The sequence below is a fragment of the Bradyrhizobium sp. MI1.3 genome, from assembly GCF_055811695.1.
Genome location: NZ_JBVVPQ010000046.1, coordinates 38286 through 53706, shown reverse-complemented (window position 1 = coordinate 53706; position 15421 = coordinate 38286). Strand labels below are relative to the sequence as shown.

The 15421-nt window shown below is 63.3% G+C and carries 11 protein-coding genes; 4 read left to right on the top strand and 7 right to left on the bottom strand.

Translation table 11 applies throughout. The features are described 5' to 3' along the window. The coding region (locus tag AC0L3A_RS27785; RefSeq protein WP_473255481.1) for a VCBS domain-containing protein at positions 1-3249 on the bottom strand (3249 nt) is incomplete at its 3' end. 620 nt (positions 3250-3869) lie between these two features. Between AC0L3A_RS27785 and AC0L3A_RS27780 the strand changes: the two genes are divergently transcribed. After that, entirely contained in the window at positions 3870-4601 is a 732-nt protein-coding gene (locus AC0L3A_RS27780; protein WP_007599541.1) for a transglutaminase-like cysteine peptidase, read from the top strand. Between the two features lie 212 nt (positions 4602-4813). Further along, positions 4814-5938 carry a lysozyme inhibitor LprI family protein gene (locus AC0L3A_RS27775; RefSeq protein ID WP_007599540.1) on the top strand — a complete coding sequence of 375 codons (1125 nt, stop codon included), beginning with the start codon at positions 4814-4816 and terminating at the stop codon, positions 5936-5938. Between the two features lie 160 nt (positions 5939-6098). Here the strand turns inward: AC0L3A_RS27775 and AC0L3A_RS27770 are convergent, their stop codons facing one another. The 6 genes from AC0L3A_RS27770 to AC0L3A_RS27745 form a co-directional block, all read right to left on the bottom strand. Beyond that, positions 6099-7298, bottom strand: a complete 1200-nt coding sequence (locus AC0L3A_RS27770) for an ABC transporter substrate-binding protein (protein WP_354127139.1) — start codon at positions 7296-7298, stop codon at positions 6099-6101. A gap of 79 nt (positions 7299-7377) precedes the next feature. After that, on the bottom strand, positions 7378-9216 hold the full coding sequence (locus AC0L3A_RS27765; RefSeq protein ID WP_007599538.1) for an AMP-dependent synthetase/ligase: 1839 nt from the start codon (positions 9214-9216) through the stop codon (positions 7378-7380). An 89-nt stretch (positions 9217-9305) separates the two neighbouring features. Further along, positions 9306-10094 (bottom strand): ABC transporter ATP-binding protein, encoded by a 789-nt coding sequence (locus AC0L3A_RS27760; protein ID WP_007599536.1) that lies wholly within the window; start codon positions 10092-10094, stop codon positions 9306-9308. A gap of 4 nt (positions 10095-10098) precedes the next feature. Further along, on the bottom strand, positions 10099-10857 hold the full coding sequence (locus AC0L3A_RS27755; protein WP_007599535.1) for an ABC transporter ATP-binding protein: 759 nt from the start codon (positions 10855-10857) through the stop codon (positions 10099-10101). Then, complete coding sequence (locus AC0L3A_RS27750) at positions 10854-12005, bottom strand: branched-chain amino acid ABC transporter permease (RefSeq protein WP_027515317.1); 1152 nt, start codon at positions 12003-12005, stop codon at positions 10854-10856. Before AC0L3A_RS27750 ends, AC0L3A_RS27755 begins: the two co-directional genes overlap by 4 nt. Positions 12006-12009: 4 nt before the next feature. Beyond that, on the bottom strand, positions 12010-12885 hold the full coding sequence (locus tag AC0L3A_RS27745; RefSeq protein ID WP_007599531.1) for a branched-chain amino acid ABC transporter permease: 876 nt from the start codon (positions 12883-12885) through the stop codon (positions 12010-12012). 263 nt (positions 12886-13148) lie between these two features. Between AC0L3A_RS27745 and AC0L3A_RS27740 the strand changes: the two genes are divergently transcribed. Both AC0L3A_RS27740 and AC0L3A_RS27735 read left to right on the top strand, forming a co-directional pair. After that, complete coding sequence (locus AC0L3A_RS27740) at positions 13149-13898, top strand: ABC transporter ATP-binding protein (protein ID WP_007599530.1); 750 nt, start codon at positions 13149-13151, stop codon at positions 13896-13898. Then, positions 13895-15421, top strand: a complete 1527-nt coding sequence (locus tag AC0L3A_RS27735) for a hypothetical protein (RefSeq protein WP_007599524.1) — start codon at positions 13895-13897, stop codon at positions 15419-15421. The genes AC0L3A_RS27740 and AC0L3A_RS27735 overlap by 4 nt, the downstream gene beginning before the upstream one ends.

The window sequence follows — 15421 nt, the reverse complement described above, 5'->3', positions numbered from 1 at the left end:
GCCGCCGTCGATCTTGCTCGCGACGATGACATCGATGATGCCGGCGCCGTTGACGGCCCCGCCCGAAATCTCCGTGCCGGACAGTGTCAGCGTTTGACCGCCATCGACCGACACCGTGCCGGTGTTGGTCACGACATCGTTGAACAGCATCGCAGCGCCGGCGATCTTCAGCGTGCCGGTGTTGGCGACCGCGCCATCCTGGATGCTGGCGCCGTCCTGGAGCTTGACGGTGTTGTCGAGCTCAATGCCGGCATTGTCCGTGATCGTCGAGCCCGAAACCGTGATGCCGTCCAGCGTCAGCTTAGCATCGGCGATAACTATGGCCGTGCTCAGCGTCGCGCCGCCATCGATCGTGCTGGCGCCGGTAACGTCGATCGTGCCGAGACCGTTGATCGTGCCGCCGCTGATGGTGGCGCCGTTCACTGTCAGCTTGCCCGCGGCATCGATCGTGACGTTGCCGGTATTGGTAACGGTCGCGCCCTGGTCGATCGTCAGCCAGCCATTCGCCAGCACCTTGATCGTGCCGCCGGAGGTGTTGGAGACGGTCTCGTGGGCGAACTCCGCTGTGCCCTTGACGTTGACCGCCCCTGAATTGTTCAGCGTGCCGTTCTTGAGGACGCTGCTGCCATCGAGTTCCAACGTGCCGGCGATGGTGACCGTGCCGCCGCTGATGGTGGCAGTGTCGACGATCAGCGTCGTGCCGGCATCGGCCTTGAGCGTGCCGCCGGCATTGTTAATTGCGGCGAGCGTCTTCAGCGTGCCGCCGGACAGCTCAATCGTGCCGGAATTGGCGATCGTGGTACCGCCAGCGAAATCGCCACCGGCCGCAAGCGTCAGATAGCCGGCATTGGTGAGCACGCTACTGTCCAGGAACTCGGCCTTGCCACCAACCGAGATCGTGCTTGCCGCGAAATTGGTGAGCTTCGAATCGGCCTTGAGGCTGATCTCGCCCGCAATCGTCAGCGCACTCTTGTTGATGACTTCCGGTGCCTTGTGGCCGACCGCGGTGTCGTAGTCGTTCATCGTGATCGACTTGGCGTAGGCTGCCGTGTCGATTGTCACCGGATAGGACGGCGTTAGCCCATGCAGCTGGTCGGTGATGACGATGACGTCGTCATTGATGGTCGGGACCGTGCCGGTTGCCCAATTGGCCGCATCCTTCCAGAAGCCGCCGGAGGGAGCACCGGGCTTGTCGGTCGCGATCCACACCACGGCGGGAGCGTCGGTGCCGGTGATCGTGACGGTGATGGTCTGCTGCGAGGTGGCGCCTTGCGCGTCCTTGAGCGTCACGGTGTAGACCAGCGTCAGCACCTCACCCTTGGGGATGAAGTCGGCGAGATAGACCGGCAGGTCAGCCAGCGACCAGTTGATGGCGCCGGTGCCGTCTCCGGTGCTATCGGCGCCCGCCGCGATCGCGACCGACATCGCGCTCTGGAACGCCGCGAGTGGGCCGGGCGGAACGCTACCATCAGGCAGGGTCGCACTGGTCAGCTTGACCGCGACCGTGTGGGCGTCGGTGAGGTCGACATCCGTGAAGGTCAGCGTGCCCGAAGTCGGCACCTCGCTGGTGAGCGGGCCACCGGGTTTGCTGGTGCCGCCCTCGAAGATGATGACGGGAACGCTGGTGGTGATCACCGGCTTGTCGTTGGTGCCGGTGATCGTGATGGTGATGTCGATGGGCGACGTTTCGGGATTGACCGAGAAATTATTGTTGACGCGAACCTTGTAAGTCAGCGTCAACGTTTCACCGGCCGCTAGGAAGTCGAAGACGTGGTCGGGAATCGTGTAGGTCCAGACCGCCGAGCCGTTGTTGTTGTTACCGCCGGCTGCGGCGACGCTGATCTGGGTTTGCGTTGCCGCGATGTCCTGCTTCTGGAGTGCAGAGAGCGCGCTGGTGACATCCTGCTGGCCGGCATTCTTGTAGAGATAGTTCGGCGCGTCGCCGAGGTCTATGCTCACCGTCGGCCGGTCGCCCAGGTTCTGGTCGACGAAGGTGATCAGGCCGGAGATGGTGTCGGAATGCGTCGTGTCGCCGGTCGTATCCGCACGCTCAGTCAGCGCGAACGCCTTCTGCACATTCCCATTGAGATCAAGGCTGCGTGCATCGGGCGGGCCGGGAATGCGGGTGCTGCTCGACGGATCATGGCCGGAATCCTGCGCTCCCGGCTGAGTGAGATTCGTGAAGGTCGCGGTCGCGGTGGCACCGGTGTCCGTCTTGATCACGACAATGTTGCCGGTCTGCGTGATCGAGTCGGTGAAGTTCTGGGTCAGCTTGGTGTTGCTGTTGTTGTCCGTGAACTTCAGCGTGAACACGTCCGTGATCAGCTTCTGGATGTCCGGCGACATCAGCGCATTGGAGATCGAGACGTTGCCGCCGCTGATCTGGATCATCTGGCCGGCCTGGTTGACCGTCGCGATCGGCAGCAGCGTGACCTTGTCGAACAGGATGTAGGAGCCCGTCGTGCCGTTCGGCTCGACCAGCACCTGGAAGCTCGCCTGCGGCTGCGGATCGCCGCCGCCGGCGGGAACGACGAAGTTGATCTGGCTCAGCACCGCCGTGCCGCGGATACCCATGGTGGCGACTGGCGTGTCGACCTTCATGTCTCCGTGCTTGGCGGTCTCGCCGGCAACGAAGGTGATGGTGCCCGCGACCAGACTGAGGAGAGAGGAATTGTTCGACCCGTTGGGGTCGTAGACCATCTCGTTCAGCACCATCCGCGCATTGGAGGACAGGCCGAACACCGTGCCGTCGATGAACGTGATGCCGAGCGTCGAGTCGCCCCCGGTCGAGACCACGTCGCCCTTCTCGACGTTGTCGCCGTTGTTCAGGATGACGGAGACGCCGTTACGAACCGCGGTCGCGCTGCCGGAGAGCTTGGTGACGTGGCCGATGACCTGGGCGGCGGCAATGCCGGAGGCGGCCTGCGCATATTGCACATGGCCGGTGAGTGCGTTGACGACGTCGCCGGTGAGGTGCGCGCCGTCGGGCGAGGCGATCGCCGCGCGCTTGTCGCCCCTGAAATAGTCGTGAACGACGAAGTCGTGGCCGTCATGGGACAGCACGAGGTCGAGACCGGCGCGCTTGAAATCGCCGTTGAAGATCAGGTTCGGGTCGGGAACGACGAATGCGCCGTCAGGCACATGACCATGTGCCTTTGCGGTAAAGGAATCGACGTGGCCATCGGCGGGCGATCGGGAACCCAAGCCGTCCAAGGAAATCGCGGCGTCAAATTTGCCAGCGTAATTCAATCCGGGCACCAAAAAAGGAGTTAAAATCTAAGTAAGTATCGCTCGCCTAAACTTGCATATCATTACCAAGTCCTTAGCGAAACCACCTATTGCTTGTGTGATTTCGCATCACCAAGCGGTCGATGCTCTCAGGCGGCTGGGCACCTGCAGAGAAGTCAAAGTAATCTTTCAAATACTCATACGTAAAGCAGCGCTTATTTTCGCTCATTCCAAGTAACCTCATGTATTCTATTGCAGAAATCCCACAATAGATACTTATGTCATCTTTTGTTCGTGGTGCCCCGCACCACCCTGCGGCAAATACGGGGCCAAATCTGTGATCCAACTAACAGAAGCCGTGAAATAGCGAGCCGTTAGCCATAAGGCGCAGAATCAGTTCCACCACAACTTGTGCCTGCAATTGGTCCTTCTTCGCGGCAGCTGCCGCTCTCCTAGCCGGCGAATCGTAAAATTTTACGCAATATGAGCAGGCCCGTTTCAGCCTGTTGCCCGGTTTTGGGACCCCAGCCGGGCGCGTTAAGCAGAACAAAACCGCCTGCCTCGCACTATCTCCGCGAAAGCAACAAAGCCCAGCACGTGCAGGTCGAGGGGGACCTGGCGAAGCCGGAAGGGGATGTCAGATGGAGACCGCTGCTCGTTCGCGCGCCTGGCGCGCAATCCTAGTGCTGTGCGGATTGATCCTGCTTGGATCGGCCGCCGAGCTTCGCGCTGGCACGCTGTTGTCGCCGGGAGCCGGCGTCCTCGTGCGCAAATCCGCCGAGCCGTTCGGCGTGTTCGCCTTCGCCATCTCCGCCGGCAGCCTGCAACAAAAATGGCTCGCGCTGAGGTCCAGGCTCGACGATGACATGGTGCAGCTCGCGCTGTGCGACGGCGACCGGGACAATTGCGCTTCGCCGGCTGCGCTGAAACTGCTCGCCATCGTCGACCAGGCCCGCAGCCGTGAGGGCCGCGCTCTGCTGGGCGAGACCAATCGCGCCATCAACCTCGCCATCCGTGCCGCCGCTGACGGTTCTGAGGACGTCTGGAGCTCACCTCTCGCGACCTTCGCGCGCGGCGCCGGGGATTGCGAGGATTACGCCATTGCCAAGCTCGCCGCTCTTAAGCTCGCGGGCGTTGCCGCCGAAGATCTCCGTATCGTCGTGGTGCGCGACGTCAGGGCCGGCGAAGAGCATGCGGTTGTCGCTGCACGGCTCGACGGCCACTGGCTGATGCTCGACAACCGCCGCATGGCGATGGTCGAGGACGACGCCGCACGGAGCTACCAGCCGTTGTTCGTGCTCTACCAGTCGGCCGTGATGAAGTATGTCGACGAACCCGTGCGGTTCTCGATGATCGCCGCCGAGGCGCGTTGACTTTCTTGTAGCCCGGATGGAGCCACCGGGTCGGCGCACAGCGCCGCCCGATGACGGGCTCCGCGAAATCCGGGGCCGCCGCCTGTCGCACGAATCCCGGATTGCGCTGCGCTCCATCCGGGCTACCAGGATCAAGTAGCTTACCCCACAAAGCCATTTCGCCGCGCGATTTGGGACGCTAGCATGGCCGCGGCTATGCGGGGGCGACCGGAATGCGGTTCATCGTGCTGACTATGCTTGCATTGCTGGCCTTGCCGGCGGCGCCAGGCTTCGCGCAATCCAGCCCGTCCGACCGCTCCGTCGCCGAAAGGCTGCCGTTGTTCGCCAGGAACAACTGCCAGCAGATCCGCGATCCCGGCAATCAATTGTTCTGCGGTGATGCCGAGCTTGCCGCCGCCGCCGAGAAGCTGAGCACGGGAATCGAGGCACGGCTTGCCCGCCTCCCCGATCGTCTGCCTGGGATCGAGGAGAACGCGATCTGGATTCGCCAGCGCAACCTCGGTTGCGGCATCGTCGGCCAGACCGCGATCCGCACCGACGATTTCGACCGGGTGAAGGCATGTCTTCTCAAGGTGACCGAGGAGCGCGCCGCGATCGTACGCGATCCGGATTTCGACTGTCTCGCCGCCAACACCGCCGCAGGCGCGCTGATCTGTGCGGACCCGTCGCTGGCGCTTGCCGAGACCGACTTGAACAGCCAGGTCCTCGGCCTGATCGGCAAGCTCGATCCGACCTCGGCACGCTTTGCCTTTGCCGAATATGGCCGGTGGACGCGGGAGCGCGATCGCAAATGCAATCTGGTCGGCAAGGAGAACGTGCCGCTCGGGGAGCTCGAGTCCGCGGAGGACTGTCTCGCCGGCTATCTGAAGCACAAGACCGACGAGATTGGCGCGGCGAAAGGCGATCCGAAGAAGGTGTTCGGCCGGCAGGTCGCAGCCCGCGCGCCCGACACCGATGCCGTCGACTTCTGTGCCGCGCGAATCCACGCGGCCAATTCCTGCGGCAACTTCCTCCGCATCAACCGCGTCTATGCGCTCGATAGCCAGGTGGGCGAGCAGGAGGCGCAGGTCACGGGCGAAATCGAGATGGCCGTGCTGGCGCCCTTCGCCACCTGCAGCAAGGTCGCCACGACGTGCACGGGCACCTGCTGGGACCCCAGGACGGGTCGTCCGCAGCCTGGCGTCAGCAACAAGGAGCGCTCCGCAGACGCCTTCAACGTCACGCGCCGCCTGCGAATCCAGCGCACATTTGCGTTTGTCAAAGCCGCCGATGGCTGGCGCTGCCGGGAAGACGAGCTGGCCCCGGTGAATTCAGGCACCGCGGGTGGGGGATCGTAGGGCTGTGTGCTCTCCCTCGCCCCGTTCTTACGGGGAGAGGGTTGGGGTGTGGGGCTGCTTCAGCGAATCCGGTGACAGTTCGACTCGCGGAGAGCCCCCTCACCCGGAATTTGCTGCGCAAATCCCGGCCTCTCCCCGCATGCGGGGAGAGGCGAAGAAATCAAAACATCAGATTGTCCTTCACCAGAACCCAGCGGCCGCCCTTGACCTGCTGCACCTGGGTGATGGTGTTGGCGAGGTGGTCGGTCTTGGAGAATTTGGTCGGCGGCGAGTTGAAGATGTCGAGGAACTTGTCGCCCGATTCCAGCGCGTCCAGCATCTTCTGGCCGGTCAGATCCTTGCCCGCCTTGTTGGCGTAGAACGCAAACGTCGTCACCGCGTTGTAGCCGATGATCGCCTGGGTATTGGCATCGGTGTTGAACATCTTCTTGTAGTTGATGAGCCAGTCGTGGACCTTGCCCTTGGCGGTGTCCTCGTAGGGGATCTCGAAGCCGCTCGCCGCATAGAGGCCCTCGACGGCGTCCTTGCCGAGCGCCGGCACTTCCAGCACGTTGGTCGGCGTCGCGCCGAGGAAGGTGACCTCCCAACCGAGCTTCTTCGCCTCCGTCATCGCACCGATGGTCTCGCGGATCACGGTGCCGAGCACGACGAGATCGCAGCCGTCGGACTTCATCTTGGCGATCTGCGCGCTGAAATCGGAGGCGCCGCGCTTGTAGCTCGTCACCGACGCCGGCTGCAGCTTCATGACCGTCAATTGCTGGGTGAAGCCGTCGAGCACGTTCTTTCCGTACTCGTCGTCCTGGTGCATGATGCAGGGCTTCTGGAAGTTCTTCCACTCCACCATGTATTTCAGCGCGGCGCGCGTGCTCTCAACATAGGGCAAGAGGTTGTTGAACTTCAGCCGCTCCTGCGGCTTGGCCGGGTCGAACTTGAAGGTGAACTCGGCGGCGGTCAGCGGGAAGAGCTGGAGCACGCCGGCATCGAACAGGATGTCCTGCGCGGCGAGCGTCGGCGCCGATCCCATCGAGCCGATCATTGCAAATATCTTGTCGCGCTCGACCATCTTCTGGGACGCCAGCACGCCCTTCTTCGGATCGTAGCCGTTGTCCTCGAGGATCATCCTGATCTTGCGGCCATTGATGCCACCGGCCGCATTGATTTCCTCGACCGCCATCTTCATGCCGTTGGAGACCGGCACGCCCCAGACCTTGATCGGCCCCGACAGATCCTGATGGGTGCCGATGACGATCTCGGACGCCGAGATGCCTTCATTGGTGACCTTGGTTTGCGCGACGGCGGGCAGACAGGTGAGCACCACCGCGCCTGCCGCAAGGCCGAACGTTCTCAACGATCTCGACATTGACGTCTCCTCTCCTTGGGGCCCTTATGGTGCGAAGGGTGGGGCCATCACTCCTTCGCTGTTATTTAAACAAGATTGTTCAAGCCACCGCCCGCGCCGGATACATCGCGTCGATTTCGGCGGCATAACGCTTGTTCACGAAACCGCGCTTCAGCTTCATGGTCGGCGTCAGCTCCTCGTCCTCCGGAGTGAGCTGGCGTTCGATCAGATAGAATCTCTTGATGGTCTCGACGCGGGCGAAATTGGCATTGACCGCTTCGATCTCGCGCCAGATCAGATCCTGGATCTCCGCCGCGCGGCACAGGCTGGCATAATTGGTAAAGGGGATGTCGTGGTCCTGCGCGAACTTCTCGACATTCTCCTGGTCGATCATCACGAGGCAGGTGAGGTATGGCCGCTTGTCGCCGATCACCACGGAATCCGAGATGTAGGGCGAGAATTTCAGCTGATTCTCGATCTCGGACGGCGTGATGTTCTTGCCGCCCGAGGTGATGATGATGTCCTTCATCCGGTCGGTGATGCGGACGAAGCCCTCATTGTCGATGGTGCCGACGTCGCCGGTATGCAGCCAGCCGCGATGGTCGATGGTCTCTGCTGTCCTCTCCGGCTGGTTCAGATAGCCCATGAACAGGAAGTCGCCCCTGATCAGGATCTCCCCGTCGGGCGACAGCGCCACTTCACCCCACGACACCGCCTTGCCGACCGAGCCAAGCTTGATGCGTTCCGCCGGCATCATGGTGGCGACCCCGCAATTCTCGGTCTGGCCGTAGACCTCGTGAATGTCGATGCCGAGCGCGAGATACCAGCGGATCAGCTCCGGCGCGATCGGCGCCGCGCCGGTGAAGGCGATGCGGCATCGGTCGAGCCCGATCATGCGTCGGATGTTGCGAAAAGCGAGCCGGTAAGCGATGCCGTTGGCGATGCGCAACGACAGCGGCGGCGGCTTCCCTTCGATCCTGCAATCGACCATGCGATAACCAATGTCGATGGCGCGGCGGTACACCCATTGCTGCAACGGCGTCGCATCCTTCAGCGCGATGGTGATCGCGGAATAGAACTTCTCCCAAATCCGCGGCACCGCGAGGAAGATGGTCGGCTGCACCTCGCGCAGATTGTCCGGCACAGTCTCGGGACTCTCGGCAAAATTCATCACCGAGCCGAGCGCGACCGAGATGTAATAGCCGCCGATCCGCTCGGCGACGTGGCAGAGCGGCAGGAAAATCAGCCGCTCCTCGTTCTCGCGCGCTGGAATGAAATCATCGGCGTGCCGCATCTGGTGCGTGACGCTGCGATTGGCGTGCATGGCGCCCTTGGGCGGGCCCGTGGTGCCGGATGTATAGACGAGGACCGCGAGATCGCTCGCGCTGCGACTGTCGACCATCTCCTGCCACAGCGCCTCGCGGCCGGCCATGTGGTTGCGCCCGAGCGCGCGGAACTCGTCGAGCGACATCACCATGTCGTCGAAGAAGCCGCTAAGGCCCTCCATGTCGAACACGATGATCTTTCGCAGAGACGGACAGCGTGCGCGGCAGGCCAGGATCTTGTCGAGCTGCTCCTCGTCCTCGGCGAAGATCACTTTCGTCCGGGAATCGTTGACGAGATATTCGACCTGGGATGAGGCATCGGTCGGATAGATCCCGGAAGAGACGCCGCCGGCGCACAGAATGCCCATGTCGACATGGACCCATTCCGGCACGGCGTTGGCGATGATGGAAGCAACGTCGCCGGGCCTGAAGCCGATGGCGTGCAGCGCGTAGGCGATCTCCTTCGAGATCTCCAGCCATTCGCGCCAGCTGGTCGGCTGCCAGATCCCGAATTTCTTCTCGCGTATAGCCGGCCTGTCGCCCCGCGTCTCCGCGGCGCGCAAAAAGCTTTTCGCGATCGTGTCAGCGACCGTCAGCACCGCCGGTCGGGCCATGCACGTCTCCTTCTTGTCGCGCTCCCCTCCACTGCCTGCCTTGCCGGCGGTCTATATTAGCGGATGGGCTTTGGTATTTAAGGCTTCCTCTAACGCCAAGTCTTCTTCTTTTTCCAGCGCCGCTCGCCTCGTGCGCCGGCTTCCTTGGCGCCCAGGTAGAATTCCTGGATGTCCTTCGAATGCATCAAGCGGTCGCAGCTGTCGTTCATCACGATCCGGCCGATTTCCAGCACATAGCCATAGTGCGCCGTCTCCAGCGCCACCTTGGCGTTCTGCTCGACCAGCAGGATCGACATGCCCTGCTCCTCGTTGACCCGACGGATGATGGCGAAGATCTCCTTCACCAGCAGCGGCGACAGCCCAAGCGAGGGCTCGTCGAGCAGCAACAGCGTCGGCCGGTTCATCAGCGCGCGGCCGATTGCGAGCATCTGCTGCTCGCCGCCGGAGAGCTGTCCGGCCGGCTGGTTGATGCGCTCCTTCAGCCGCGGGAAATAGCCGTAGACGCGCTCCAGATCGTCCGCGACGCCGTCGCGATCCTTGCGCGGATAGGCCCCCATCATCAGGTTCTCGCGCACGGAGAGGAACGGGAACACCTCGCGGCCCTCCGGCACATGGCTGAGGCCCAGCCGCACGATCCTGTCCGCCTCCATGCGCTGGATCGACTTGCCCATGAACTCGATGGCGCCCTTCTGCGGGTCGAGAATGCCCGAGATCGTCTTCAGCACCGTGGTCTTGCCGGCGCCGTTGGCGCCCAGCAGCGTGACGATGCGTCCGCGCGGCACTTCGAGCGAGATGCCGCGGATCGCCATGATCGGCCCGTAATAGCTCTCGATGTTGGAGAGTTTCAGGATGATATCTGGTGTCGCCACGGCATCCATCGCGTCAGGCTCCCAGATAGGCGGCGACGACATCGGGGTGCTCTTGCACTTCGGCCGGCGAGCCCATCGCCAGCACCCTGCCGTAGTTCAGCGCGATGACGCGGTCGGAGACGCGGTTGACCAGCGACATGTCGTGCTCGACCATCAGCACGGTGACGCCGAGTTCGCTCTTCAGGTCGCGGATCCAGAACGACATGTCGTCAGTCTCCTCCACGTTGAGGCCCGAGGACGGCTCGTCGAGCAGGATCAGCTTCGGCTCCGAGCATAGCGCGCGCGCCAGCTCGATCACCTTGCGCACGCCGTAAGGCAGACCCGAGATCAGCTTGTCGCGGTAGGGCTCGAGATCGAGGAATTCGATGACCTGCTCGACCCTGCGGCGATGCACCTTCTCGTCGGCGCGTACGCCTGGCAGGAACAACAGCTCCTGCCAAAGCTGCGTGGTCGAATGCCGGTGGCGGCCGACCAGCAGGTTCGACAACACCGTCGCATTCTCGAACAGCTCGATGTTCTGGAACGTGCGGGCGATGCCAAGCCTTGCGATGTCATGGGGCGGCTGCTCCGTGATGTCCTGATCCTCGAAAAAGATGCGACCCGAGGTCGGCCGGTAGATCCGCGAAATCAGGTTGAAAATCGAGCTCTTGCCGGCGCCGTTCGGCCCGATGATCGAGAGGATCTCGCCCTTTTCGACCGCGAACGACACCGCATCGACGGCCTTCAGCCCGCCGAAATGCAGCGACAAACTCTCGGCGCGAAAATAGCTCATCGGTTACGCTCCGACTTCACGTAGATCTTCTGCCGCTTGAAGGTGGCGCGCTTGTAAAGCGGGAACAGCTGGAAGAAGAGCTTTATCTTGAGCCAGCGGCCGTAAAGCCCGAGCGGTTCGAACAGCACGAACAATACGATGATGATGCCGTAGATGGCGCCTTTCAAGCCGTTGAGCGAGGCAAAGGCCGCGACCTTGGACTGGACATTGGCCGCGGCTTGCGTGCCCGCTCCGAACGTCGCTGCAATGCCGGCGATGATGCCGGGCATGTCGTCCTTGAGGTAGGTCAGGAACGGATCGATCATCACGATGAAGATCGCTCCCAGCACTGCGCCGTGCAGGCTGAAGGTGCCGCCGATCAGGATCACGATGATGAACTCGATCGAGAGCTGGAGCGTGAACATCTCCGGCGAGATGAAGGAGAGCTTGTGCGCGAACAACACGCCGGCGAAGCCGGTGATCGCCGCGGAGATCGCAAAGGACTTCACCTTGTACAGCGCGACATTGACCCCCATGCTGCGCGCCGCCGTCTCGCTGTCGCGGATCGCGACGAAGGCGCGCCCCGTGGGCGAGCGCAGCAAATTGAGCGTGCCGACGATGGTCAGCACCAGCACGGCGAGGCAAAGGAAATAGAAAGTGGGGCTGTCGCGCGAGACTGCGACCCCAAACAGCGACACCGCCTTGATCCGCATGCCCTCGTTGCCGTTGGTGACGCTCTCCCATCGCGCCAGAATCTCCTCGACGATGAAGGCGAAGGAGATGGTGGCGATGACGAGATAAATGCCTTGCAGCCGCAGCGCGGGGAATCCGACCAGCGCACCGATCAGCCCGGTCAGGAGCCCGGCGGCGAGAAAGTAGACCGGGAACGGCACACCATACTTCTGCAAATAGGCCGCCGTATACGCACCGATCGCGAGAAACGCCGCGTGCCCGAGCGAGGCCTGCCCGGTGAAACCCGTCAGAATCAGCAGCGCCACGCCGACGGTCGCATAGATGCAGACGAAGACGAGCTGACTCATCAGATAACTGGAGAGCACATAGGGCGCGATCAGCAGCACGGCCAGCAGGAGACCGTAGGAGACGTAATAGCCAGAATGCGGAAACAGCCTGATGTCGTCCTCGTAGTCGGTCTTGAACAGGAAGCGCATGCGTTCAGACTTTCTTGCGGACATGAAGGCCGAACAGGCCTTCGGGCTTGAGCAAGAGCACGGCGAGCAGCACGACGTAGGGCGCGACGTCCTTCCAGCCCTCGGCCAGATAGAAGCCGGCCATGCTCTCGATGACGCCGATCAGGACGCCGCCGACGACGGCGCCGGGGATCGAGCCGAAGCCGCCGAGCACGGCGGCCGGAAACGCTTTCAGGCCCAGCACTAGACCGACATTGGAATGGATGAAGGTGATCGGCGCCAGCAGCACGCCGGCACAGGTCGCAACCGCCGCGCTGATCGCCCAGACGATCGACACCACGCGCTTGACCGGGATGCCCATGTAATAGGCCGCCAGCATGTTCTCGGAACTGGCGCGCATCGCGGTGCCGAGCATGGTCTTGTTGAAGAACAGCCAGAGCAGCGCGCAGAGGATGACCGTCGCCGCGATCACCGAGAGCTTGTCATGGGCGAGCACCAGCGAACCGATCCGCAGCACGCCCTGACTGAACGGCGTGTCGATCTTGAAATCGTCGGTGCCCCAGATCATGCCGGAGACCGAGCGCAGGAAATAGCCGAGCCCGATGGTGGCCATGATGATGGAGAATTGCGGATAGCCGAGGATCGGCCGCACCACCACGCGCTCGGCGAGCATGCCGAACAGCGCCATTGCCGCCACCGCGCCGGCAAAGCCGACCCAGTAGTTCAGCCCCATCATGCCAATGAAGGTGAAGGCAAAGAATCCGCCCAGCATCATCAAATCGCCCTGCGCGAAATTGACGACCTCGGTGGCCTTGTAGACAAGCACGAAGCCGAGCGCGATCAGGCCGTAGACGCAGCCGAGCGCAACACCGCTGACCAGCTGCTGAACGAAATCCAGCATCGTCGCGCATCCTCCCGATACAACCGGCGGTTCTTCCTGACCGCCTTGCCGCATCTTGTGTTCAGTCGCTACGCAGTCGTTTCGCTGCGTTAGCGCCATTCGTCCCTTTGCCAATTCAGCCTGAACCGCCAAGCGCTGTCAACAAACGGTGACTTGCCATTAGTCCAATCCGGATGACGGAATTTGCGGCAGCGCGATTCACGGTGCCGAAACATCTTCGGGGCATGGTCGCGAGCGATGCAAAACCGCAAGGTGTGGCCGCCATGAAGACGGACGACTCGGCGCTCGAAGTCATGGGGTTAACGAAGTGTTTTGACCGTCTGGCGGTCGATAACCTCGATCTCACCATCCATGCCGGCGAATTCTATGCGCTGGTCGGCCCCAACGGCGCCGGCAAGACCACCACTTTGCGCATGGTTGCAGGCCTTTTGCGGCCCGATGCCGGCGCGGTCTCCATCTTCGGCATCGATGCGCTCCAAAACCCCGTCGCCGCCAAGCAGGTGATGGCGTGGGTCTCCGACGAGCCCATGATCTACGACAAGCTCACGCCGCTCGAATATCTCGAATTCGTGGCCGGTCTGTGGGGCATCGCACCATCGGCCTCGGAACCGATCGCCGCGGGTCTCCTGAACTCGCTCGGGCTCGAGCCGCACCGGCACGAACGCTGCGAGGGTTTTTCCAAGGGCATGCGCCAGAAGGTCGCCCTCGCCGGCGCCCTGGTGCACGATCCCCGCCTCATCATCCTCGACGAACCGCTGACGGGACTGGATGCCGTCTCCGCCCGCCATGTCAAGGGACTCCTGAGCGAGCGCGTCCGCGCCGGTTGCACCGTCATCATGACCACGCATATCCTCGAGGTCGCCGAACGCATGGCTGACCGTATCGGTGTGATCGCAGCCGGCCGCCTGGTTGCCGAGGGCACGCTAACCGAGCTCCGGCAGCAAAACGGGCACGCCGACACCAGCCTGGAAGATCTCTTCATCGCGCTGGTGACGCTTCCGGAAGCCGCATGAGCTCGGCCACCGCGCTGTCCTGGTTCGCCCGCCACGAGCTCCGGCTCGCCTGGCGCGAATGGCTCGCCATGATGACCGGCGGGCGGCGCAAACGAACACGTGCGGCGGTAATCGGCCTGCTGTTCTTCGCGGCGCTGCTGCACGTACCGGCCTGGGCGGTGATCGGCCGCTTCGCCGACCTGCAATTGCCACTCGACAAATCCTCGCTGATCGTGATCTCGGCGACGATTTTTCTCGCCTGGACGCTGATGCTGTCGCAGGCAATCGAATCGGTGACCCGGGTGTTTTACGCACGCGCCGATCTCGACCTCGTCATGTCCTCACCCGCGACGCTGGCCAATCTGTTCTCGGTGCGCATCGCCGCGATCGCGCTCGCCATCACGGTGATGGCGCTGCTGTTCTCGACGCCCTTCATCGACGTGCTGGTATTCGGGGGCGGCGCGCGCTGGCTTGCTGCGTTCGGCGTCGTTGTCGCCATGGGCCTGTCGGCCGCAGCGATCGCGATCGCCGTCACCATCCTGCTGTTTCGCCTGATCGGTCCGGCGCGGACACGGTTCGTCGCCCAGATCCTCGCCGCCATCATCGGCGCCGGCTTCGTGATCGCGCTTCAGGTGGCGGCGATCATGTCCTACGGCACGCTGTCGCGCTTCACCATCCTGACCTCGGGTAGCTTGGCCGCTTACGCGCCCGATGCCGACAGCATCTGGTGGTGGCCGGCGCGGGCGGCGATGGGAGACGCCGAAGCGCTGCTGCTGCTCCTAGCGCTCGGGCTCGTGCTGCTCGGAAGCGTCATGGCGATCTTCTCGGGCCGCTTCGCCGACACGGCGATCGATGCCGCCGCCTATGGCGCGTCCGGCCGTCGCAGCGCGAAGGAGCGCCCGTTCCGCGGCGGATCGCGTCAGCATGCCCTGCGGCGCAAGGAATTTTCGCTGCTCTGGCGCGATCCCTGGCTGATCTCGCAGACGCTGATGCAGCTGCTCTATCTGGTGCCGCCGGCGCTGCTACTCTGGCGCAACTTTGCCGACAGCTCCGCGGCGCTGACGCTGATCACGCCCGTCATCGTCATGGCGGCCGGCCAACTCGCCGGCGGGCTTGCCTGGCTGACGATCTCGGGCGAGGACGCGCCCGACCTGGTTGCGACCGCGCCGCTGACGCCGTCCAGCGTCATCCGCGCCAAGATCGAGGTGGTGCTGATCGCGATCGCCATCGTCTTCTGCCCGCTGATCGCGGCGCTCGCTTTCGCCTCGGCGTTCCAGGCCGCGGTCAGCGCCGGTGCGGTCATCGTCAGCGCGGCCTCCGCCACCGCAATCCAGCTCTGGTTCCGGGTGCAGGCCCGGCGCAGCCAATTTCGCCGCCGCCAGACCTCGTCGCGACTTGCGACCTTTGCCGAGGCGTTCTCCTCGATCGGCTGGGCTGCCAGCGCCGCGCTGGTGCTCACGCTGCCCATCGTCGGTCTCGTCAGCGGCCTGATCACCGCGGGCCTCGTCGCCATCACCTGGAAGTTCAGCCCAAGGCGGGAGTGA